This is a genomic window from Pedobacter riviphilus, from assembly GCF_014692875.1.
Taxonomy (GTDB): Bacteria; Bacteroidota; Bacteroidia; order Sphingobacteriales; family Sphingobacteriaceae; genus Pedobacter; species Pedobacter riviphilus.
In genome coordinates, this window is sequence record NZ_CP061171.1 from 414907 (window position 1) to 435403 (window position 20497).

Genomic DNA, 20497 nt, shown 5'->3' on the forward strand with positions numbered 1-20497 from the left:
ATAAGATAACTATTATTCTACTATTATTTTGTGTATGCTGATTGTGTATGCTGATTGGGTTTCGGTCGGTGAGACACCGACCGATAGGTGAAAGCGTTGTCAACTTCCTAGCGCCTTGGCTATTAAAAGTTGGCAACTCATTTTCCTATACAAACTGGTTAAGCAGCAGCACTCCAACAAGCCCTAAAACAGAAACCAAACTTTCCATCATAGTCCAGGTGCTAAAAGTTTCTTTCAGGCTCAGGTTAAAGTATTCTTTAAACATCCAGAAACCTGTATCGTTTACGTGCGAAAACATTAAACTTCCGGCGCCGACCGATAGTACCATTAACTCTGCGGGTGCTCCGGCCCCAATTAAAGGGAGTACCATACCCGAAGCGGTTAGTGCGGACACCGTTGCCGATCCCAGGGTTACCCTAAGTGATGCGGTAATTAACCAGGCGAGTAATAATGGCGATAAATTTAGACCGCCAGTAAGCTGTTTCACCGTTTCGCCCATACCACTATCAATCAAAATCTGTTTAAAGGCACCACCAGCTGCAATAATAAGGATAATCATGGCGATGCTTTTAACCCCTTCGGCACACGATTCCATTGCTTTTGTAATGGAAGTTTTTTGAAGTGCCAGCGCAATAATAACCGAAATTAATAAGGCAGCAGTAGGATCGGCTAAAAATATAAACAGCGGTTTACCAATGTAATCTATTTTAAAACTGCTTCCTATCGTTCCGGCGATAATTAAGAATACGGGCAACAATGCGGTAATAAAACTTTTTGAAGCAGAAGGAAGGTTCTCTTCTTCGTTGATACTGAAGTGCTGAACCGTTACCGATTGATCACGTTTGAGAATCAATCGTGGGAAATAGATTCCGGCAATAACCGCAATAGGTATGCTTAAAGTTAAGCCGTAAATTAATGTTTTACCAATATCGGCATGGAAAATACCAGCGAGTGCAACAGGACCGGGGTGAGGGGGTAAAAAACCATGTGTTACCGAAAGGGCTGTGGCCATCGGGATGCCGATGTATAATTTTGATAATCCTGTTGTGGCTGAAATGGCAAAAACCAAAGGGATTAAAACCACAAAACCAGCATTGTAAAATAAAGGAATCCCCACCAATAAACCAGTTAACAGCACAGCCCATTGGATGTTCTTTTTACCAAAAGCGCCAATCAATATGAAAACGATCTTTTTTGCCGATCCGCTATCTTCAATCAATTTGCCCATCATCGCGCCAAGCGCCAAAACCATTACCATACTGCCCAGCGTGCTGCCTATCCCATTGCTGATGGAAGTCATCACTTTAGTAGCGGGCATGCCTAATAAAAGACCTGTAATAATTGCCACAGCAATCAGGGCAATCATTGGGTTAATCTTTTTCAAGATCAGCACGAAAAGCAACAGGATACCGAAAAGTAGAATCAATAATGACATTTGGTTAGGGTTTAGGGTAATTTACTTTTTAACGGTAATGGTCCTTCCGGTAACGAGATTAAATTCGTAAACCCGGTACAGGCCGTCATCACTAATCTCTATATTTTCTACCAGGCCTGTTTTGCTGAAGGTATCGGTTACCATATCGCCAATTTTCACCTCCTGAAGAACGTCGCTTGGGGTATCGTTGTTTAATCTGATCATGATGTAAAAGTATTATAATTTGCCAAAAGCTGTATAAACAGTTTTCAGTTGGCGGTTAATAGTTTTCAGTTATGTACAAATTGCCAATTGAACGCTGAAACTGTCAACTGGACTCGCTTAACTTTCAGTCCTTAAAATCTTCAGCGGTGGTTGGTTCAAAATACTTCTCGTACTTAACACACCCGTAATTACTACAAGTGCTACAATTGAACCAAACAGCAATAAGGTTGGTACAAGTGGAGGCACAAAGGCCGCATCGAAAGTGAATTTAGCCAATGCCCAGCTTCCGCTTATGGCTAAAATTAATCCGGCGCCTGCGGCAAAAGCACCTAAGAAGAAATATTCAATCGCATTTATTGCTAAAATCTGTTTTCTACTGGCACCCATAGTCCGCAATAAAATACTTTCTTTTATCCGCTGGTTTTTACTGGTTAATACCGAAGATATTAAAACAATCCAACCGGTTACCATACTAAAGCCAGCCATAAACTGAATCACAAAACCGATTTTGTTTAACAGCTCATCTAAGAGTTTTAATACCAAATCTAAATCGATGACCGATACATTTGGAAATTTTTGCACCACTTCTCCCTGGAAACGAGCTGAAACTTCGCCCGATGGTACCTTAGTCATCAGTACATGAAACTGTGGCGCTTCTTCTAACACCCCTGCCGGAAAAACTACCCTGAAATTGGTCTGCATCCTGCTCCAGTTTACTTCCCTTAAACTTCCAACAACCGTGGGGATCATCATACCCTGCACATTAAAAAGGATTTTATCATTCAGCTCAACATGAATCTGCTGGGCATAACGCTGGTCCAGTGAAATATAAACCGTTTCGTTGGGTTTTATTTTTCCGATCCATTTACCTGATGTAATTTTCTCTGCCGCGGTTAAGGTATCCTGATAAGTAGCCCTGATCTCATTGCGATAGGCCCTTCTGTTACTGGTATCTGCACTGGCTTTCTTTCCGTTAATTTCTTCAATGCGCATGGTAACTACGGGCACCTGGTTCATTAATGGCAATTTGAAAGCTTTAGTTAAACTGTCCAATCCTTCTTTTTGTGTATTCTGGATATCGAACATCACCATATTGGGCTGATTGGCGCCTGATGAAAGTGTAACGCGACTCATTAATATCCCCTGAACAAAAAACAGGGTGCAGATAAATGCGGTTGATAAACCTATAGAAACGGTAAGCATTAAGGTTTGGTTATTCGGCCGGTAAAGGTTGGCAAAGCCCTGTCGCCATAAATAAGGTGACGAATTAGGTAAGAGTTTTCTTACCAGGAACATCAATAGTTTAGACAGTATGATCAACAGCACAAAAGCGATGGCAATACTTGCGGTAAAAGCCAGCGTTTGAATCCATGTTTTCATCTGCAAGTGCGTAAAAGCTGTAATAAAGATTGCCATAAGCAGATACACCAGCCAGGTTAGCGGATCTCTTTTTCCTGCTGCTTTTTCGAAAGATATCCGGATGGCATTTAATGGCGAAATCCTTCTAACAGATAGAAGTGATGGAAGGGCAAAGAGGACCGAGATGATCAAACCCAATAAAATACCCTGGCCAACGGCGGGCCACGAAACCTGCATGGTAATCTCAATTGGTAGAAAATCTTTCAATACCAATGGAAGCAAAAATTGTATACCTGTGCCTAAAGCTGCCCCTAAAACAGCAGCGATTAAGCCAATAAAAAAGACCTGGATAAGGTAGATTAAAAAGGCATGACGGGATTTTAATCCTAAACACCTCAGCGTGGCAATCGCACTTAATTTCTCCTGGATGTACACATGGATAGCGCTACCAACACCAACACAACCTAATAGCAAAGCAATAAACCCAGATAAAGCCAGAAAACGATTTACATCTTTGAACGATCTTCCGGTCTGTTCTTTTCTCGATTCAACCGTATCGGCATCAAAACCTTCTTTTTCTAATTTGCTGTCCTGCTTTTTTACCCATTCATCTATTTTGGATGGATCGTTATACCTGAAATAAAATTTGTTATTAATCCGGCTTCCGGTTTTAATCAGATTGGTTTTATCGAGGGTTTGTAGTGGAATATAAACCGTAGGGGCAATACTTGCACCAATACCCGTTTGGCCAGGAGCTTTTGTTAAAGTGCCCAGTATGTTGAAATTGAGATCGCCGATTTTTACCGAATCGCCAACTTTTGCATTAAACTGCAGCATCAGGGTTTGATCTACCAAGGCATTTCTTCCCGATTGAAAGTGTTTTGCTGCGGTTAGCGGAATGGTTTCTATCGTACCGTAATATGGATAATTTCCCTCTAATGCTTTCATTTGTACCAAACGGCTGCCTCCACCTTTCTGGAAATAGATCATCGAAGCAAAGGTTTTCTCCTGCGATCGTTCATCGCCAAGTGTATCGAGCATTTTTTGCATCGCTTTGCTTACACCTTTCCGGCTATCTAACACCAGATCGGCTCCTGTAAGCTCTTTTGCCTGCGCATCAATATCCTTTTGCAGGTTATCTTTAAACGAGTAAACTGCAACAAGAGCCGCAATACCCAAAACAATAGCCGAAACAAAGAGCAATAAACGTGCACGGTTTTTCCTGCTATCGCGCCAGGCCATTTTAAACAGCCACGAAAACTTAATAGATTGTTTTGGGAGGCTATTAGGCATAAGTAGGGTTTTCGTCTGAAATGATTACGCCGCCTTTAATTTTAATGCTCCTAGCTGTTCTGGCAGCCAATTCAAGATCGTGTGTTACAATAATCAATGTGGTTCCGGCATCTTTGTTTAAATCAAAAAGCAATTTGATCACTTTTTCGCTGGTTTCTGCATCAAGGTTTCCGGTAGGTTCATCTGCAAAAAGAATTGCCGGTTGATTCGAAAATGCCCTTGCCAGTGAAACGCGTTGCTGTTCGCCACCTGATAGTTGTACTGGATAGTGATGCGAACGGTCGGCAAGGCCAACTTTATCCAGCAGCTCTAATGCATGGGCACGGATGTTTTTTGCTCCCCTTAATTCTAAAGGTACCATTACATTTTCGAGTGCAGTTAAAGTGGGCAACAGTTGAAAGTTCTGAAAAATGAAACCCACATATTGATTTCTGATTGCTGCTCTTTCATCTTCATTCAATTTCTCTAAGGCAATACCATTCAGTTCAACCGTTCCGCTACTGGCCCTGTCCAATCCGGCACATAAACCAAGTAAGGTTGTTTTTCCGCTTCCCGAAGGACCTGTTATGGCCACAGTTGAGCCAGCTCCTATCGAAAAATTAATGTTATCCAAAACGGTGAGTTCCCGTCCGGCACTTTGGTAAATTTTGCTTACATTTCGGATGTTCAATATGCTTTCCAATAGCTGAATTTTTAGGGTTTGCGTATAGATTGTGGCCAAACATAACTAGGCACTGCCTGTTAAGATAATGGTTTAAACAATAATTAGATATAGATTAATTAGATATGTTACGAAAACGATTAATGGGACTATTTGTTTTGAGCCTTGTACTACTGAGCTGCGGAAACCGCGAAAATAAAAGCAATACCGATAAAACTTTAGATTCGACTGACCAAAAAACGGCTACCGTACCTACTGAGCAAAAGAATATCCTCTTTTTTGGTACCAGTTTAACCGCAGGTTACGGACTCGATCCAACGGAAGCTTACCCGGCATTGATCCAAAATCGGATCGATTCTTTACAAATGCCTTACAAAGTAATTAATGGTGGTTTAAGCGGCGAAACTTCTGCTGGCGGAAAAGGGCGGATTGATTGGCTGCTTAAACAGCGCGTGGATATTTTTGTACTTGAACTTGGTGCTAATGATGGATTGCGTGGGTTGTCTGTGTCGCAAACGGTTAAAAACCTTCAGGCGATTATTGATCGGGTAAAGGCTAAATACCCTGATGCTAAAATGGTATTGGCTGGTATGCAGGTTCCGCCCAATATGGGCGCAAAATATGCTGCCGATTTTAAAAATATGTTTCCTGATCTGGCAAAGAAAAACCGAATGGCCCTGATCCCTTTTTTATTGGATAAGGTTGGTGGTGTTCCCAGGTTGAACCAAGCCGATGGTATACACCCAACTGCCGAAGGAGATAAGATCCTGGCTGAAAACGTTTGGGTTGTGCTGAAGGATTTGTTGTAAGGCGTAATATCTGTCTGACAATAAGATCCTGAGATGAACTATCATTGATGTATTCTAAAAGAAAAGTCGTCATTGCTGACGATTTCCCTCCTCGATGCAAAGAGGACTATTTTAGGGGCGATCTTCCAGTGTGCCTAAAAATGCAATAATCTGTTTGATCTCCAGCTTGCTTAAGTTCAGCTTATCAGCAGATAAAGTCTGGTTTTCAATATTGATCCCAATGCCAGCGCCACCTCCTTGGTTATAAAAATCCATCACCTGTTCTAAGGTTTTATAAACACCATTGTGCATGTATGGACCTGTTTTGGTGATATTTCTTACGGTTGAAGTTTTAAATGCATGTTTATACTGTGGGTAAGCATAAAGGGCATATCGGCCTAGATCGGGATCTATTTTTGGTTTTAAGGTATCTGTAGTAGCAGGTACACCTAAAACTTCTGCTTCACTTTTAATAAAGAGAGGTGCCTGGGTACCATTAAATAAGGGCGCAAAATGACAGCTTCCACACTTGGCTTTTCCCATAAAAAGATTAAAACCTTCTTTTTCTTCTTGATTTAACTGTTTTTTATCTCCCTGCATGTAGCGGTCAAATCGGGAGTTAAACGGAGATAACGAACGGATATAAGATGCCAATGCATGCTGGATTTTCCATGGATCAGCTTTCGTGGTTTTATCCTGATAAGCTTTTTGAAATAAGGTTAGGTAATTTTTTGATGAATTGATTCTCGTTGCAGCCTGTGTTAATGAACCGTTCATTTCCTGTTTATGATGAACCACATCAAGCGCCTGATCTTCCAGGGTTCCTGCTTTTAAATCATAAAAGAATCCGCGCTGCAAACCAGCATAAGTTAAAGTTGGTGTATTCCTGAGTAGCGATTGTCCTTTTGAAATTCCTGCTGCTTTGCTTAAGCCATCGGTAAAGGCGAGTGATTGCTGATGGCAGCTGGCGCAGCTGCGGTTATTTCCATTAGAAAGTACCGCATCATTGAACAAGATTTTTCCAAGTGCAATTTTATCATCGTTGATAAATAAAGTACTGTTGCCTACAAATTTGTTTACGTTAAAAGCGTTTACTTGGAACATACTTGTTGCATCGTCACGAAGTGCGCTGCCGCTGGTGGCAGTTGGTATTTTTTTTTCTAAACGAAGTAAATTGATGTGCTTGCTGATCGGATCAAGATATTCAGTTATAAAAGTCAAACGATCGAAATGATCAAAATCGGCATTTTTATCTAGGTAGCTTATCGCTGAAGGTACCAGTTTATCTGACGCATTGTTTTCATACTTTGCCAGTACGTTTGCTATTCCCTGTAATGCCGAAACCGTTTCGGGTATTGATTGTAAGGCGTTTGGGGTATCAAAACCAGTAATGCCTAAACTGGTAATCCTGAAAATTTCTAAACGGATAGCGTCAAATAATTGTGCATCGGTAATCTGGTACTGTTCATTAAAACGGCTAACACGTTGCAGGTTGAGCCGCATTTTTTTTACCTCATTTCCTAATTCTTTTCGGTTTTCTGTCGTTGGGTCTTCATAGATAATTTCTTCCATTACCTGAAAGCCTGTTGGATTTTCAATGAGATTTTCACCCAGTTCAATTTCATCAATTGGTGCACCATTAAGCAGTACAGAAGTTGAAGGGAAAAAATATTCGATATAATACTCCAGCTGTTTGTATTTTATTCTCGCCTGTAGAAAAGATTGTTTAATTGCTTTTTCATCCCTGTTTTGAACGGCTATCGATAATTTTTGGTCAATAATGTTCTGAAATTCAACAAGCTGTCGGTCAAAATCGGCTTTTACCAGTTCTGCATTTGATCTGTTTTCCGTTTTACAGAAAATGGATAACAGAGTAGTAAGGGTAATCAGTACAATAAAAAAGACAATTTTTTTAAGGCTAGGCATGCTTGGGTAGGAGTTGAAATAAAACAGAAAAATCCTTCCAGCGTTTGCCGAAAGGGATAAAGAAATAAAATAGGTTATTTAGAAACGCCGCGAACGATTACGACTTGTCCACCTTCGTTATTATTTACCAATCTTGTTGTACCACCATCAGCATTTTTGTATTTATCGCTTGTCCAGGTGTGTGGGTGTAAGTTAACTATGAATGTATCAGGGATACCAGTCAGTGCAGAGATATCGTACATCGCGCCATATTCCCAGCTACTTAATTGTACATTGTTTGATGGGTTGTATTTAGCGTTAAAAGTGGCATCTGTTCTGCGGTGGTTCATTTGTAACATCGGTTTTAACGATTTTGAAGCCATTGCAAATTGCCAGATGGTTCCATCATGGTCGTTGTTTTTGTAGAACGAATCTCCATCTTCCTGGATGTACACATAGTTTTCGGTTACGCAAAGGTTATCTGGATTTACAATACTTTTTCCAGGGTTGTCATTTCCGTCAACGGCAACTTCTAATTTACCTTTTAATGGATTGTTTGCATCCAATACCAGTTTATATACGCGGCCCCACATGGTTTTTCCACTTACTGGCGTAAGTTTATCGCCCTGGCTAACACCAGTTGCAGTAAAATATACTTCCCGTCCGTTTGCTGCACTGCCTTTTCTGTAATCGATATCTTCTACGCGGGCTAGCATTAAAGCTTTTTTATCAATTGTTTGTTGCTGTAACTGTGCACCTGTACTGCTTTTTACATTGTCAAGCTCCACAAATTCCACATCATAGCTTTGTCCTTTGTCCATGTTGGTTTCAATCGGATCGTTATTGCTGCGTTTCATCACATATAACTTGCCGTTTTCCAGGTCACCTTGAGTGTTAGATACGTACATGGCCAATTGTCCATCGGTTTCATCCTCACCAATCATGATAACGGTTTTGCCAGCATATGATGCTTTAGGGAGTGGCACTGCATTTTCAGCGCTCCATCTGCCTAATGCACTAACAGTTCTCTGTTTGTTCTTTTTATCTGCTGCCGCAAGGGGATCGATGGCGTGGATCATTGATTCTGCACCACTTTCTCCGGCAGTTAAGAAAACTGGTTTAGAAAAGCCATGTTCTTCTGGTGTTGCCATTGTAGCAGAACATAAACGGGTCATGCCGCCATCAGAATCTACAATATATTCTCCTTTTACAGGTTTGAAATTTTTATCTAAGTATACTCTTGATACTGATTGAAGAATTTCATGGTTATTAATCATAATAAAACCTTCGCCAGCTGGATTTTTGATAATTCCTGCTCCGTCAGGTTGTGCACCAAAGATAAAATTTGGTGATTCTGCCAGTACGTCGTCTGAGCTGATCAGTGTGGTAATATTCAGGCTTTCGAAACCAGGCATGGTTTTTACCAATGAAGGGTTTACCGAGTAATCTTTAAGTGTAATGGGACTGGTCTCTGGGTTTTCTGCCTCATTATTCTTTTTACAGGCACTGATCACAACTGCCGAAGTAACGAATGCGGCAACAGCAAGGGCTAATGCCTTTTGCTTTAATAATGTTTTATTCATAATTTTTGTTTTCCGTTTGAGGCAAAATTACATGGGCTATGTTTCCGGAAATTAAAGTATATGTTAAGCTAAGCTGCGTCTGCTATTTAGAATTGTTCTTTAGATCAACAAATTAGGTAGGACTCGATAAAAATTTCAGTTCCTATTTAACTTCAGGTATATTGCATTTAAATAATCATCCTGCAATGAAAACGCATATTGTGAAAATCTTTGTTTTCTTTCTAATGGCCTTTGCCTTCGGTTGTGGAGGCAGCACTTCAAATAAAAGAAGTAATATAGTTATTGAAACCTCTGGCAAAAACATGCTTAGCGTAAAAAGTATGCATGATGATCTTTCCGTTTTGTGGTCGGCGATTAAGGAACTGCATCCCGGTTATGGATTTTATACTTCTCCTGCAGATTTGCAAAAAGCTTACGATAGTACTTATGCCTCAATTAAATCGCCGCTTACCGAAAGTCAGTTTATTGATCAGATTTATCCTTTTATGTGTGAGTTGAGGTGTGGGCACACGCAGTTAAAGCATGCTGAAGGATATAAACCTTCTATTAATGATACGGCCTCGCATCTTCCTTTTAAGGTGCTGGTTAGAAATCATCATGCCTGGATAACTGCACATCAAACTGCGGAGCTTCATACGGGTGATGAAATTATGAATATAAATGGCATACCCGTTTCAGCAATAATTAATCGGGGTTATGGCCTGTATTGTGGAGATGGTTATGGCGAAACATTTAAAGAATTATTTTTAAGCGAATATGATGGTTTTGAAGATGCCTGTAATAAATGTTACCATTGGAAAGGTCCCTATCAGATAAAACTACACACCGTTAATGGGGGCATAAAAAACATAAATGTGAAACCTGCAGAAAGCGGGGCAGTAACAACAGATCTAACATTAAAGCCCGTTGATAATTTTGCCAACTGGACTGTTGTTAAAGGTATTTCTGATGCTAGACTGAGGTTTTTCAATTCATCATCTACAGCATGGTTTTCGGCAACTCCATTTGCTTATGCAGATACCCTTGTCTATAAAAAGGCTTTCGCGGCAATCAAACAAAAAGGAATTAAAAACCTGATACTGGATTTAAGGCATAATACAGGTGGCGATATCAGGGTGGCTACACAATTGCTGTCTTATCTTGCCGATGGACCTTTTAATGTGGTAAAAGAAGTGAAATCAAGAGTTTCCGACCTTGCCAACAACCGTTTTGCAAAATATTTTGATAGTACCATAACGCAGGGTTTTATTCAAGGCTATAAAACGAGCAGCAAAACCGGCGATTGGTATCGTATTGAAGCCACACCGGCGTTCGGCCAGATTTATGGTCCTTTTCAATTGGCAAAAAAAGATCATTTTAATGGGAAGCTCCTTGTTTTAATCGATGGTGCTACCTTTTCATCAGGAGCACTACTTACTGCTGCTTTAAAGGCCCAGCGGAAAGGCATAAAATTTATCGGAAGAGAAACCGCAGGAGCAGAAGAAGGCTGCAATGGGGTAACTCTTCAGCATTTAACCTTGCCCAATACTAAAATTGTGGTCGATTTTCCATGGATGCGCGTAATTTCGATGGCTAAAAATCCAGTTAAAGGGCGAGGTATTATGCCCGATTATGTTGTAAACTACAAACCCGAAGATGTGGTACGCAATAACGATGTAGATTTAAGAAAGGCAATGAGTTTGGTTAGGTAATAGCAGCTTTGTAATTCATTCTGAATTTTGAAAATGGCTGATGTTATTAAAAGTATAAACAATATTGTTCTCATTCTTGCCTAAAGCTTTTTAGCGTACCGTTGTTATTGAATTGCAGGTCGTAGCGCTCACGACTGCCGTTAATGCTTGATGGAAACCAGCGCATACCATTATCCCAAATAGAAATGTAGGCCGTGGTGGTAGGCTTTGCACCTTCAATCTCAGCTGCCTTTTCGTTATAGATTTGTATCACTTTTTGTGCAGCTGCGAAATTTATTTTACTCAATGGAAATGTTCTGCGTTCGATGTTTCGGGCCAGTACTGGCTTTTGCTCAGACCAGGAACCATCTTTGTACTGGTAGGCATCTACATATTTAGGGTTTTCGGGATGCTGTAATGACAGGTTAATGGAGCCATCTTCATAAAAATGGACAGACTCATAAACTACAATTTCTTTGTTGCGGTACTTTGGCAGTTTTCTTAGTTTTTCCTCTGCGCTTTCCAGCTCAGCGGCACGTAGTATTCCTTTTCTGGCTTTTATTGCTGGTTTTTCTGCATCAATATTTTTTGCCCCGGTTTGTGGCAAGTTCATTTCCTTTAAAAATTCATTTACCCTTTTTTGGATTTCCTTACTGTTTGCTGGTGTTTGCTTTTGTTTTAGCAATTCAATATCATGAAAAAGATCTTTTGCCTTTTCCTGTATTTCGGGTGTATTAACTGTATCGCCATTTATAACTATAGTTTTTTCCTGCTGTTGCTGTAAGGTTGTTGTGGTAGATGTTTTTGTATCGCCTTTATACCCTCCATTTTCTCGAAGGCCTTTTTCCTGATCATATTTTTTAACTAAAGAATCATTAGGATGAAAGGTTTCATCTACACTTTTGGTAATCTGTTTACAACCAAGGCAAAGGAAGAAGCACATCATCACCAGACAGAAAATATTGTTTAAGTTCTTCATCAGAATTCTCCTTTAAGTTCGTTCAGGTCTTTTTCAAAAGCAATTTTTTGCGGATCTTCTTTGAGGTAAAAAATAGAATAGTATTCCTGCCTAACGCTGTCCAGATCAAGTAGATCTACTACCTTTTTAATGTTTGCCCGGTGCTTGTGATTAAAATCATCGGTAAATTCGAGTTCAAAATTGATCATTGGTTGCTCGTTGATATAAGTTCCGCTTTGGCTGACTTTGAGCACCCGGGCAGTAGTATGCGTACCTTTAAATTTGATCAGGTACAATTGACTGGGTTTGCTGGTAAACTTATGAGCGATAAAAGTGCCGAAAACACGGTAAACAAGCAGCATAAAGGCGCAAGTTAATAAAGGATGGCTAATACCCATAAAACGCCAGCCCATGCCTCTGCTTTCTAAATGATAAGAATAAACATAATACCCAACAACAATGGAGGTAAAGATTAGCCAGGCCAGGTTGGTAAGAAATATGATCATTTTTTTAATGCTTACTTCTGTAGTGGCAAAAATAAAATAAGGAACTTTGTTTACCTCTTTATCTAACAGAATGCCAACTGTTTTACCTGTTTCGTAACGGCGTTCATAAGGTTTTGCATCATTTACAGTGGTTTTATGCATAATTGTACTTCCCCTCAGGTTTTTAAACCGTAAGATAAGTTCGTAGGTATCGTAAGCCGCGCCTCTTTTATATATTTTTGATGACTCCAGTATTTTGGCCTCCCGGGGTTCGCCGGTAATTTTAAGTTTTTCTATATTACGTTTAATCGAAAAGGTGCGGATCACCCATTTCTGGTAATAACCGATTAATAATATAGCCCAAAGGAGTACGGATATAGCAAGCATGGAGAGCGGATACCAGGGATTCTCGCCCATCAGGTTGGATACGCTGTCGTCTTTAGTGTTGTAATAGATCAACATGGGGAACGGAATAGCGAAAAACAACATGTAAATGATCCAGAATATCGAAAATCCTCTCATGTTTTTTAGGTTAGATCGTGAATCTTTTTATCTTTTATTTAATTGTATGTTTGAGATTTCTAATTTATTGTACGCTGAGATGTATCATTCTTTCAATTTCCTTTAACACTTCTGTTTCAAATACTTCTTGCCTGATCTGGCTTTTGCGGTTGGTGCCAAATGGCTGGCTAATGGCGAAGCTTTTACCATATTTATTCTGTTTGTGCGATAAAGCGTAATGCAACAGGCCATCTTCTTGTACATGAAGGATATGTACATCTTCGAAAGCCATAATTTTACGGGTAAATAAACCAGGGATTTTTTTGTATACCTGCCTGGTGTATTGATCGAAAATATAGGTAGCGTTAAAATGAAAGATAAAATCGTAAACCGCCGTAAGTGCCGATACAAAACCTATGGCCATTATGCCCCAATACGTATTATAGTTGAGATCGAACATGGGCGTAACTACAAATATTCCTGCTGCCAGGAGTGCAAAAAATAAAATCTTGCCTTTGTAATCACGCTCAGGCTGAAAGCTGAGTTTGCCGTTTTCTATTTTTAAATGATATGCTGCCATGTTTTATAATTTCTCCTGTTTTTAGGTATTTAGGGTTGGCCTACAGCCAGGTGAAGGGAGCAGGCCTGTTAAATGCCATAGCTGTATATTTTTAAGTTTGTGGCAAGCCCATTATCGTACTTATTTCTTCGCTAAGTTTTTGAAGGGGTTTTGCTGTAAATAAAGTTTGTGCCAGTAAAATATGTCTGGTTTTATTGTCCTTTCTCATTACCATAATGGCCTGGATACTCACGGTAATAAAATAACTTTTTTGTTTCGAGATGAGAAAATGGTCAAAATCATCAAAACTATAGCTTACAGGAGCACTGAAGAAAAAACGTTTACGCTGTATTTCACGGCTTTGGTTGTCAAAAGCAATAACACCTGTTGTACGCAAGATACCCAGTACACCTACAAAGGCAAAGAAGGCAACGTATAAAAATGTCGCCTTGCTGGTGCTATATATCAGTAGAGCGATGATGGCAGCAATACAGCCCAAAGTTATGGTATAAAATAGTCCTTTTTGCACCTTTAATTTATAAGTATTACCTTCTTGTTCGAAATATTTAAATGTTTGCATGTTGTTTTAATTATTTGAAAATGAATTCGATATATTTTAATATCGATACTTCTTTTAGCCTCATTAAAGTACTGTCCAAACCATTTATCGAAGTTCTCTTTGTGTTTCTCCCGGGTAATTTTAATCAGAGTGTTTGATTACTTAAATGAAGCAACTACCTGATGATGGAGTTAGCGCATACGTTCAATGATTATATTTTCATTTCCTTCATCATCGGCTTCCAGGTATAAATTCCAGTTTAATTTTTCGGCTATTGCTAAAAAAGTTTTAAGGTATAACTGCTGATCTATATTTTTTTCTTTGCTACAAATAATATCAATCAAATTAATAAAGCCTGTTTGCCTTTTAGATGAAGAAAAATTTCCTTCTTTTGCTTCAACCAATGTGATGCTCGTCCACGGGAAATGATCGGCATTACATAGGCTTTGATGATCTTGCTTCACAAAATTTCCGGTCTGTAACAGCACATCCATTACGCTTCCGGTTTCTGCCTTCTTTTTGTGCTGCAGGTCGCTTTTAATGCTGTAATAGTTGTATCTGTCACTCCACATCATTTTTCTTTTTTAAAGTACAGTTAACGGTAGGGTGAATGATGGATCTACTAAAAAGGCATTTTTTTTACTTCAATTTTATTATCCTTGGCATATGTTTCTGCAAGTTTCCAAAGCGTACTGTACTTCTCTATAAATACATCGTACTGGCTGGTATCCAGTTCTGTTAAGGCCTTGTTAATTTCCTGCTCCGGCTCATGATTATCGATCATTTTAGCTATTTTAAGGTGCTCGGCTTTATAGCTCGTTAAAACATATTTGTACAATGTTATTGATGCATCAAGCATGGGTTTTGTTTCTGGAGTTGGCTGTAGTTTTTTTACCTTCTCCAAGTTCTTTTCAGCTCTGGCAATCGAATTTTTCAGGTATTCTTCGCAGCTAGTAACTTTACCTGGACCAGATACGTTTTTAAGATATTTCTGGTAACCTTCGAAATAGTATGTGCCGAAGCGCGATATGTCATTCGTGTTTAGGGCTGCCTGGTCGAAATATTCGTCAGGGTATTTACCATAAAGTTGCATGCGGTGATGGTAAAAACCATCACCATTAACATGACATTTTTGATGTTGAGGCGCATAAACTTCTTTTTAGTATTTACCAACAAATGAAGACTTGTCTTCAAACATTTTACCGATCAGCGGAATAGGTTTTAATGCACCATTAGCCGCATTGATGATGCCTATAATCCAAAGAATGATAAATGCATAACCCACAAATCCTAAAAAGGATAAACTAGGTACTATACTGGCAATGATGGTAAAGGCTATATTGAAAATAATACTTACAATGGCAAGACCTAGTGATTGCCTTAAATGATATTTAAGCAAAGCATCGGCTTTATCTTTTCCAGTAAAATAGGCTACTAACCAACCAATAAGGGTGATGTAAGAAATGATTGAAAGTGTTTTGTTGTCCATGATTTCTGTTTTTTAGATTGAAAATTATTTGAGTCAAATTTGGAGTTAATCATCATTATCTAAAAGAATTGGCCACCTACAGAGCATCTACAATGTTTTAATAAAACGTCTACAATACATCTACAGGTATTTTTAATGTATTGATTATTAGTGTTTTGTGTGTTTTGTTGTTTTTTGTTTTCGTCTACAATATTGTCGCGACTTCAATCTTTATGCTAATTTTACGGTATGAAGCATCAACATTTTAAAAAGATATTTCTCTTAATCGGCATTTGCATCTGTTGTTTTATAACCTATGCGCAAACTTTATTGGATAGTACTGCACTTGAAAAGTTAAGCGATAAAGATAAACCGGCATTACTAACGCAGCTTGCGGAGCGAAGTAGAATTAATGGCGATTATAAAGCAGCGATACGAAAGGCTCAACTGAGCGCAGCTTTAGCTTTAAAATTTAAAAATTTAACAGAGGCTGTAAAAGCCAGGACAATACAGACAAGTGTATATGCCACGACCAAAGAGTTTGTTTTATCAAAAAAAGCTAGCGATACCACGTTACTCCTTGCGCAGCAATCGCGACAGCCCGTTGCAATGGCCTATGCTTATTATGCGCAGGCATTATTTTATAATGCGATTGATAATTCGGAGCAGATTACCAAATATTGTCGGCTTGCACTGAAGTCGTTGGAAAAAGTATCCGACCCTTATCTCAGCGCCAAAATATATTACCAACTCTATATGATCAACTCACGTTGGGATGATGTTAAAAATGTGAACAAGTATGCCTGGGCAGCTACCCAAAATGCTTTAAAAACCACTGATTATAACCTGTTGAGCAATTGTTATATCGCTTTATCTGTTGCTGCCGATTATAATTATGCCGGTACTAAAAAAGAAGTGTTCCGCGATAGCATCATCTATTATTTGAACAAGGCCCAAAACCTTTACATCCAGCATCCGAAATATGTTGCGCGAAAAACTTATGGTATTGCCTGTATCAACAGTGCCGATTATTACCTGAGGTATTTCGCGGATACCGATCAGGAAGCAAAAAACAATGCTATCCGTTACGCCAGTATGGCCAACGAAGTGATGAAAGGTGCAATAAACGGCGAAGAAATAAGGGCGAGTAGTTTGGGGATTCTGAGCGAATACGCCAGGAGAGATAAAAATCTAGTAATGGCGGAAGGTTACCTGCAAGAAGCCTATAATGTAATGATAGGTAAGAAAGTGCCTTATTATTATACCTTGATTAATGTGGTAACTGCACTTTCTAATTTTTATGAGCAGAATGGAAATTATGTAAAAGCACTTGAATTTCAGAAAAAAGCAACGGAATATGGCAACAAACTTTTTGATGAAAAACGGACATTAAATGCTCAAAAACTGGAGGTTCAGTATGAAGCTGAAAAAAAAAACAGTGAGGTTAAGTTATTAAAACAAAGCGAAAAATACGCACAGCAACAAAAATATCTATATTTCGGTATTGCAATAGCCTCCATTTTAGGGCTTATATTTATGTTCCGCTCTTACCACTTCAGGCTAAGGTACTCCTTACAGCGCGAGAAGCAATTGCATTTAGAAAAACAGGATGCCGAACTGCAGATGAAATTCGAAAAAGAGGAGCAGGCCAGGTTAAAGGCCGAGCAGCTGCTATTGGAAAGCCAGCAGCAACAATTGCAGAAAGAAGTAATGGCCAGCCAGTTACAGCTCGAGCATAAAAAAGAAATGCTGTTCCAGATTAAGGAAAAACTTAGTGATAACCACCAGTTCAACATCAATAAAATCTGGAATGAAGAATTGCTATTGGATAACGATTTCGAAGAAGCCAAATTTCAGATCCAACAGGTACATCCAGAGTTTTTCTCTCTGTTAAATCAACGGGCACAACAAAAACTTACGGCACTCGATCTGAAGCTCTGCGCTTACCTCCATTTGAAGATGGATACTAAAAAAATTGCCCAGCTGATGCATATCGAAGCCAAAAGTGTGCGTATGAGCCGTTATCGGATTAAACAAAAGCTGGGTTTGGGGAAAGAAGACGATTTAAACTTGTTTTTGCAGAATATAGGTTAAAATATAATCTAAAATTAAAAGGCTGTATCATAATATATAATTTCGTTCTATTTGTCACGTTGAGCCTGTCGAAACGCCTTTAAAAAGGTCCTTCGACAAGCTCAGGATGACAATTTTAGATTTATGATACAGCCTCTTTGGTATTAATTTTTAGCCAGTGTTGGGCTTGGCTGGTAATAAAACTCCTCTTCTTCAAAATCTTCGTTTGATTTATTCTGAATGGGAGATGCAGGAGTTGGTTCATCTAACCTCACAACCGGGCCATCTTTTGCCAGTTCGCTACCGGCCACTTTCGATTTGAATATTGGCCACAATAGCTGTGCATACCATTGGTCGCCTTCATAATGTGAAATGCCATAAGCCTTAGGGTATTTTCTGCTAATTAAAGCTGTCCCAAAAATAATATCCCATAAGAAAAACATATTGCCAAAGTTACCCTTGTAATAACCCACGCCATCATCTGTTGTCGCTGCATGATGCGCATGGTGGGTAGCAGGTGTAGAAATTGTTCTTTCCAATACCCAGGCCAAGGGGTGCAGGATTTTGTATTTATAGAAAGGTTTATCCCACGGAATGCTCGAGTGCGCCAGGGTGGTGATGGTACCTTTAATTCCCTTACCACAATGGCAGGTATGCCTAGTCCTAAATACACCAACGCTGTGGTAAGGTAAGTTTGCGAAAAAAACAGGGTATAAATGGCATTCTGTCTGCTGGCCATGGCCATGCCCATATACGGTGCTGAGTGGTGCGTACGGTGAAAACGCCATAACCAAGGAATTTCGTGGTGCAGCCTATGGTACCAATACTGCGTAAGGTCATCGGCAATGGCTATAATAATACAGCCCCAAAAGAAAGGTACCCACTCAAAGGTGTTTTTTAAACCTGGTAGTACGGCCGGTAAAAACTTTAAACCGTAATAGGCCACAACAGGTCTGATGACCAATCTTGGCAGGGTAAAGCAGGCAATATCAACAAAACGTTCGTTTTTCGGCCACTTGCCTTTATACAATCCAAAAGAGAATTCGAGTACGCCAAGAAAGAATACTAAAAAGGGGAAACCGAAACCATTCAGGTTTTCGATTACGCTTTTGATAAAATTAATCACTGGTTCCATTGTTTGATGAATTTTTAGGGTTTACAGATTTGGTTTTTTCAGCTTTATGCTGTTGTTTTAGCCAGGGCCTCTCGCCGGTAATGTAAAAGGTGGCAAACATTAAGACAATGGGCAACACATAGATAAAGAGGCTCAATACCGCATTTCTAATGATTTTTTGCCGGGTTTTTTCTTCGATTTTCATGGTTCATGATTTAGTTTTTGTGAATAATCTGGGTTGCTGGTTCATCGCCCAATAAACGCTGGGTAAGGTAAAGACCACCAACAATGATGATAAAGGGGATCAGCGTTACAATGATGCCCACCAATATCTTTTTGCCTAAGATGTTAAAGTCTGATGCTGTCATTTTTTCTTTAGTTTTATAAATGAATAATTAATTATATCCCGGATTTTGGGTAAGCAGCGTATTGAGTTCTCTTTCGGTCTGTGGAATAGGGAACAAGATATTTTTTAAGGACACAGCCGATTTTTCTGGAATTTTTTTGAGTGCATCTACATAAATATTTCCGCCCTGCCGTACCAGATCGAACCATCTATGCCCCTCCTGGATAAATTCTTTTCTGCGCTCCAGGAAAACCGAGTCTCTAAATGCATCTGTAGATAAACCAGGTGTTAAATCTGCAATTTTTGCCCTTGTCCTTACTTTGTTAATGGCATTGTAGGCTTCGGCAGTTGGCCCACTGATATTGTTTACTACTTCGGCATAAAGCAACAATATATCTGCATACCTGATTACCGGATAGTTTATCCCGCTCTGGGCCTGGGTATTTAAGGGTGTCAGCGTATAATCAACAAATTTGTTAAAATAGGGTGTATAGGCATTTTTAAAAACCACATACTTGCCAGTTGCTGCGTTATAAACCGAATCGTAGAAGGTGGTTTCGCGCCTGGTATCGGCCGCAGAAAAAAGCGCGTAAACACTTTTATTGGCGGGCACATCAATAGGGAAGGTTCCGGTATTAAATGAGGTAAAACTCTGACTAAGGTTTTGTACCACATTTTTCGCCCCAAGATTGCTTTCGAATTGTACAGAAAATATATGTTCGATGCCGTTTTTTGTGGCTTTTTGAAAAACATCCTTATAATTGGCGAATAAGGCATAACCATAACCACCATTAATTACGGTGTTGAGCTGGGCAAGTGCATTTGGCCATAGTTTTTGCGTAACATATACCTTTGCCAGCAGCGAATGCGCTGCGCCTGATGTGGCCCTGCCTAAATCTGCACTGCCATAACTTTTTGGTAAGTTGGTGGCCTCAGTCAGGTCGGCAATAATCTGCTGGTATACTGTTGAGGTAGCAGTTCTCTTAACCAATAAATCTTCAATGTTTACACTTTTAGGCTCGTGCAATATCAATGGTACATCGCCGTATAACCTCACCAGGTTAAAGTAAAGCAGACCCCTTACAAATTTGGCTTCGCGTACCAGCCTGTTTTTTAAAAGGGTATCGGTTGTAACATTAGGAATATTATCAATTGCGATATTCGCCTTATTGATGCCATAATACAGCTGTTGCCAAACTTTTTGTATCCTGCTGTTAGAAGGGATGTAGGTTGATACGCCAAGTGCCCTTACATCGGGGTTGGTGTTGCTCGGGCTAAAAATCTGGTTATCGCTTGCATTTTCGACTAATAAATTGAGCTGGCGGCCATACAAGGGGAAATCGCCGTTCGGATCACTGTTCAAAGAACTATAAACTGCATTAACTGAGGATATGGCATCAGATTGTGTTTTGAAAAATTGCGAACTTACAATAACTGAACTTGGGTTTTCTTCGAGTTTTTTGCAGGCCGCTGATGTAATTATTATGACTGCTAATAACCAGATTATGGGTTTAGTGATTATTCTTTTCATTTGTA

At 39.5% G+C, this 20497-nt stretch carries 21 protein-coding genes; 3 read left to right on the forward strand and 18 right to left on the reverse strand.

What is annotated here, in order from left to right:
* Positions 1-145: 145 nt before the first annotated feature.
* The 4 genes from H9N25_RS01580 to H9N25_RS01595 all read right to left on the reverse strand — a co-directional run bounded on the left by H9N25_RS01580 (position 146) and on the right by H9N25_RS01595 (position 4973).
* Positions 146-1435, reverse strand: coding sequence for a gluconate:H+ symporter (locus H9N25_RS01580; RefSeq protein WP_190327726.1), 1290 nt, complete (start codon positions 1433-1435; stop codon positions 146-148).
* Between the two features lie 21 nt (positions 1436-1456).
* Positions 1457-1639 (reverse strand): hypothetical protein, encoded by a 183-nt coding sequence (locus tag H9N25_RS01585; RefSeq protein ID WP_167293028.1) that lies wholly within the window; start codon positions 1637-1639, stop codon positions 1457-1459.
* A gap of 117 nt (positions 1640-1756) precedes the next feature.
* Positions 1757-4291 carry an ABC transporter permease gene (locus H9N25_RS01590; RefSeq protein ID WP_190327727.1) on the reverse strand — a complete coding sequence of 845 codons (2535 nt, stop codon included), beginning with the start codon at positions 4289-4291 and terminating at the stop codon, positions 1757-1759.
* Positions 4284-4973, reverse strand: coding sequence for an ABC transporter ATP-binding protein (locus H9N25_RS01595; protein ID WP_167293030.1), 690 nt, complete (start codon positions 4971-4973; stop codon positions 4284-4286). The genes H9N25_RS01590 and H9N25_RS01595 overlap by 8 nt, the downstream gene beginning before the upstream one ends.
* Before the next feature lie 122 nt (positions 4974-5095).
* Here H9N25_RS01595 and H9N25_RS01600 point away from each other — a divergent pair, with 122 nt between their 5' ends.
* Entirely contained in the window at positions 5096-5761 is a 666-nt protein-coding gene (locus H9N25_RS01600; RefSeq protein WP_223833537.1) for an arylesterase, read from the forward strand.
* A gap of 111 nt (positions 5762-5872) precedes the next feature.
* Here H9N25_RS01600 and H9N25_RS01605 read toward each other — a convergent pair whose 3' ends face one another.
* Together H9N25_RS01605 and H9N25_RS01610 are read right to left on the reverse strand one after the other, a co-directional pair.
* Positions 5873-7666 carry a cytochrome-c peroxidase gene (locus tag H9N25_RS01605; protein WP_190327729.1) on the reverse strand — a complete coding sequence of 598 codons (1794 nt, stop codon included), beginning with the start codon at positions 7664-7666 and terminating at the stop codon, positions 5873-5875.
* A gap of 74 nt (positions 7667-7740) precedes the next feature.
* Positions 7741-9228 (reverse strand): PhoX family protein, encoded by a 1488-nt coding sequence (locus H9N25_RS01610; protein WP_190327730.1) that lies wholly within the window; start codon positions 9226-9228, stop codon positions 7741-7743.
* A 185-nt stretch (positions 9229-9413) separates the two neighbouring features.
* Here H9N25_RS01610 and H9N25_RS01615 point away from each other — a divergent pair, with 185 nt between their 5' ends.
* Positions 9414-10919 carry a S41 family peptidase gene (locus tag H9N25_RS01615; RefSeq protein WP_190327731.1) on the forward strand — a complete coding sequence of 502 codons (1506 nt, stop codon included), beginning with the start codon at positions 9414-9416 and terminating at the stop codon, positions 10917-10919.
* A gap of 70 nt (positions 10920-10989) precedes the next feature.
* Here the strand turns inward: H9N25_RS01615 and H9N25_RS01620 are convergent, their stop codons facing one another.
* The 7 genes from H9N25_RS01620 to H9N25_RS01650 all read right to left on the reverse strand — a co-directional run bounded on the left by H9N25_RS01620 (position 10990) and on the right by H9N25_RS01650 (position 15449).
* The gene (locus H9N25_RS01620; RefSeq protein WP_190327732.1) at positions 10990-11877 is read right to left on the reverse strand and encodes a hypothetical protein; all 888 of its coding nucleotides are present in this window, start codon (positions 11875-11877) and stop codon (positions 10990-10992) included.
* Positions 11877-12863: a hypothetical protein gene (locus H9N25_RS01625; protein ID WP_167293035.1), complete on the reverse strand. Its 987-nt coding sequence runs from the start codon at positions 12861-12863 to the stop codon at positions 11877-11879. Before H9N25_RS01625 ends, H9N25_RS01620 begins: the two co-directional genes overlap by 1 nt.
* Before the next feature lie 64 nt (positions 12864-12927).
* Positions 12928-13422 carry a hypothetical protein gene (locus H9N25_RS01630; protein WP_190327733.1) on the reverse strand — a complete coding sequence of 165 codons (495 nt, stop codon included), beginning with the start codon at positions 13420-13422 and terminating at the stop codon, positions 12928-12930.
* 91 nt (positions 13423-13513) lie between these two features.
* The gene (locus H9N25_RS01635; protein WP_190327734.1) at positions 13514-13981 is read right to left on the reverse strand and encodes a hypothetical protein; all 468 of its coding nucleotides are present in this window, start codon (positions 13979-13981) and stop codon (positions 13514-13516) included.
* A 170-nt stretch (positions 13982-14151) separates the two neighbouring features.
* Positions 14152-14535, reverse strand: a complete 384-nt coding sequence (locus tag H9N25_RS01640) for a hypothetical protein (RefSeq protein WP_190327735.1) — start codon at positions 14533-14535, stop codon at positions 14152-14154.
* A 47-nt stretch (positions 14536-14582) separates the two neighbouring features.
* Positions 14583-15053, reverse strand: coding sequence for a hypothetical protein (locus tag H9N25_RS01645; protein WP_190327736.1), 471 nt, complete (start codon positions 15051-15053; stop codon positions 14583-14585).
* Positions 15054-15119: 66 nt separating this feature from the next.
* On the reverse strand, positions 15120-15449 hold the full coding sequence (locus H9N25_RS01650; protein ID WP_167293040.1) for a DUF4870 domain-containing protein: 330 nt from the start codon (positions 15447-15449) through the stop codon (positions 15120-15122).
* Positions 15450-15677: 228 nt separating this feature from the next.
* Here H9N25_RS01650 and H9N25_RS01655 point away from each other — a divergent pair, with 228 nt between their 5' ends.
* Positions 15678-17522, forward strand: coding sequence for a helix-turn-helix transcriptional regulator (locus H9N25_RS01655; RefSeq protein ID WP_167293041.1), 1845 nt, complete (start codon positions 15678-15680; stop codon positions 17520-17522).
* A gap of 143 nt (positions 17523-17665) precedes the next feature.
* Here H9N25_RS01655 and H9N25_RS24840 read toward each other — a convergent pair whose 3' ends face one another.
* From H9N25_RS24840 to H9N25_RS01675, 5 genes are read right to left on the reverse strand one after another with little or no spacing between them, the layout of a single operon-like run.
* Positions 17666-17944, reverse strand: coding sequence for a hypothetical protein (locus tag H9N25_RS24840; protein WP_255524662.1), 279 nt, complete (start codon positions 17942-17944; stop codon positions 17666-17668).
* The gene (locus tag H9N25_RS25215; protein ID WP_330221077.1) at positions 17905-18636 is read right to left on the reverse strand and encodes a sterol desaturase family protein; all 732 of its coding nucleotides are present in this window, start codon (positions 18634-18636) and stop codon (positions 17905-17907) included. The genes H9N25_RS24840 and H9N25_RS25215 overlap by 40 nt, the downstream gene beginning before the upstream one ends.
* Positions 18620-18820, reverse strand: a complete 201-nt coding sequence (locus H9N25_RS01665; protein WP_190327737.1) for a hypothetical protein — start codon at positions 18818-18820, stop codon at positions 18620-18622. Before H9N25_RS01665 ends, H9N25_RS25215 begins: the two co-directional genes overlap by 17 nt.
* 10 nt (positions 18821-18830) lie before the next feature.
* Positions 18831-18983, reverse strand: a complete 153-nt coding sequence (locus tag H9N25_RS01670; protein ID WP_167293043.1) for a hypothetical protein — start codon at positions 18981-18983, stop codon at positions 18831-18833.
* A 27-nt stretch (positions 18984-19010) separates the two neighbouring features.
* On the reverse strand, positions 19011-20492 hold the full coding sequence (locus H9N25_RS01675) for a RagB/SusD family nutrient uptake outer membrane protein (protein ID WP_190327738.1): 1482 nt from the start codon (positions 20490-20492) through the stop codon (positions 19011-19013).
* Positions 20493-20497 lie beyond the last annotated feature (5 nt).

What these genes read in the sequence shown, in the direction of transcription:
- H9N25_RS01580 (WP_190327726.1), bottom strand. Translation starts at nt 1,435, where the DNA reads ATGTCATTATTGATTCTACTTTTCGGTATCCTGTTGCTTTTCGTGCTG.
- H9N25_RS01585 (WP_167293028.1), bottom strand. Translation starts at nt 1,639, where the DNA reads ATGATCAGATTAAACAACGATACCCCAAGCGACGTTCTTCAGGAGGTG.
- H9N25_RS01590 (WP_190327727.1), bottom strand. Translation starts at nt 4,291, where the DNA reads ATGCCTAATAGCCTCCCAAAACAATCTATTAAGTTTTCGTGGCTGTTT.
- H9N25_RS01600 (WP_223833537.1), top strand. Translation starts at nt 5,096, where the DNA reads ATGGGACTATTTGTTTTGAGCCTTGTACTACTGAGCTGCGGAAACCGC.
- H9N25_RS01605 (WP_190327729.1), bottom strand. Translation starts at nt 7,666, where the DNA reads ATGCCTAGCCTTAAAAAAATTGTCTTTTTTATTGTACTGATTACCCTT.
- H9N25_RS01610 (WP_190327730.1), bottom strand. Translation starts at nt 9,228, where the DNA reads ATGAATAAAACATTATTAAAGCAAAAGGCATTAGCCCTTGCTGTTGCC.
- H9N25_RS01615 (WP_190327731.1), top strand. Translation starts at nt 9,414, where the DNA reads ATGAAAACGCATATTGTGAAAATCTTTGTTTTCTTTCTAATGGCCTTT.
- H9N25_RS01620 (WP_190327732.1), bottom strand. Translation starts at nt 11,877, where the DNA reads ATGAAGAACTTAAACAATATTTTCTGTCTGGTGATGATGTGCTTCTTC.
- H9N25_RS01625 (WP_167293035.1), bottom strand. Translation starts at nt 12,863, where the DNA reads ATGAGAGGATTTTCGATATTCTGGATCATTTACATGTTGTTTTTCGCT.
- H9N25_RS01630 (WP_190327733.1), bottom strand. Translation starts at nt 13,422, where the DNA reads ATGGCAGCATATCATTTAAAAATAGAAAACGGCAAACTCAGCTTTCAG.
- H9N25_RS01635 (WP_190327734.1), bottom strand. Translation starts at nt 13,981, where the DNA reads ATGCAAACATTTAAATATTTCGAACAAGAAGGTAATACTTATAAATTA.
- H9N25_RS01640 (WP_190327735.1), bottom strand. Translation starts at nt 14,535, where the DNA reads ATGATGTGGAGTGACAGATACAACTATTACAGCATTAAAAGCGACCTG.
- H9N25_RS01645 (WP_190327736.1), bottom strand. Translation starts at nt 15,053, where the DNA reads ATGCAACTTTATGGTAAATACCCTGACGAATATTTCGACCAGGCAGCC.
- H9N25_RS01650 (WP_167293040.1), bottom strand. Translation starts at nt 15,449, where the DNA reads ATGGACAACAAAACACTTTCAATCATTTCTTACATCACCCTTATTGGT.
- H9N25_RS01655 (WP_167293041.1), top strand. Translation starts at nt 15,678, where the DNA reads ATGAAGCATCAACATTTTAAAAAGATATTTCTCTTAATCGGCATTTGC.
- H9N25_RS24840 (WP_255524662.1), bottom strand. Translation starts at nt 17,944, where the DNA reads ATGTTTTTCTTATGGGATATTATTTTTGGGACAGCTTTAATTAGCAGA.
- H9N25_RS25215 (WP_330221077.1), bottom strand. Translation starts at nt 18,636, where the DNA reads ATGGAACCAGTGATTAATTTTATCAAAAGCGTAATCGAAAACCTGAAT.
- H9N25_RS01665 (WP_190327737.1), bottom strand. Translation starts at nt 18,820, where the DNA reads ATGAAAATCGAAGAAAAAACCCGGCAAAAAATCATTAGAAATGCGGTA.
- H9N25_RS01670 (WP_167293043.1), bottom strand. Translation starts at nt 18,983, where the DNA reads ATGACAGCATCAGACTTTAACATCTTAGGCAAAAAGATATTGGTGGGC.
- H9N25_RS01675 (WP_190327738.1), bottom strand. Translation starts at nt 20,492, where the DNA reads ATGAAAAGAATAATCACTAAACCCATAATCTGGTTATTAGCAGTCATA.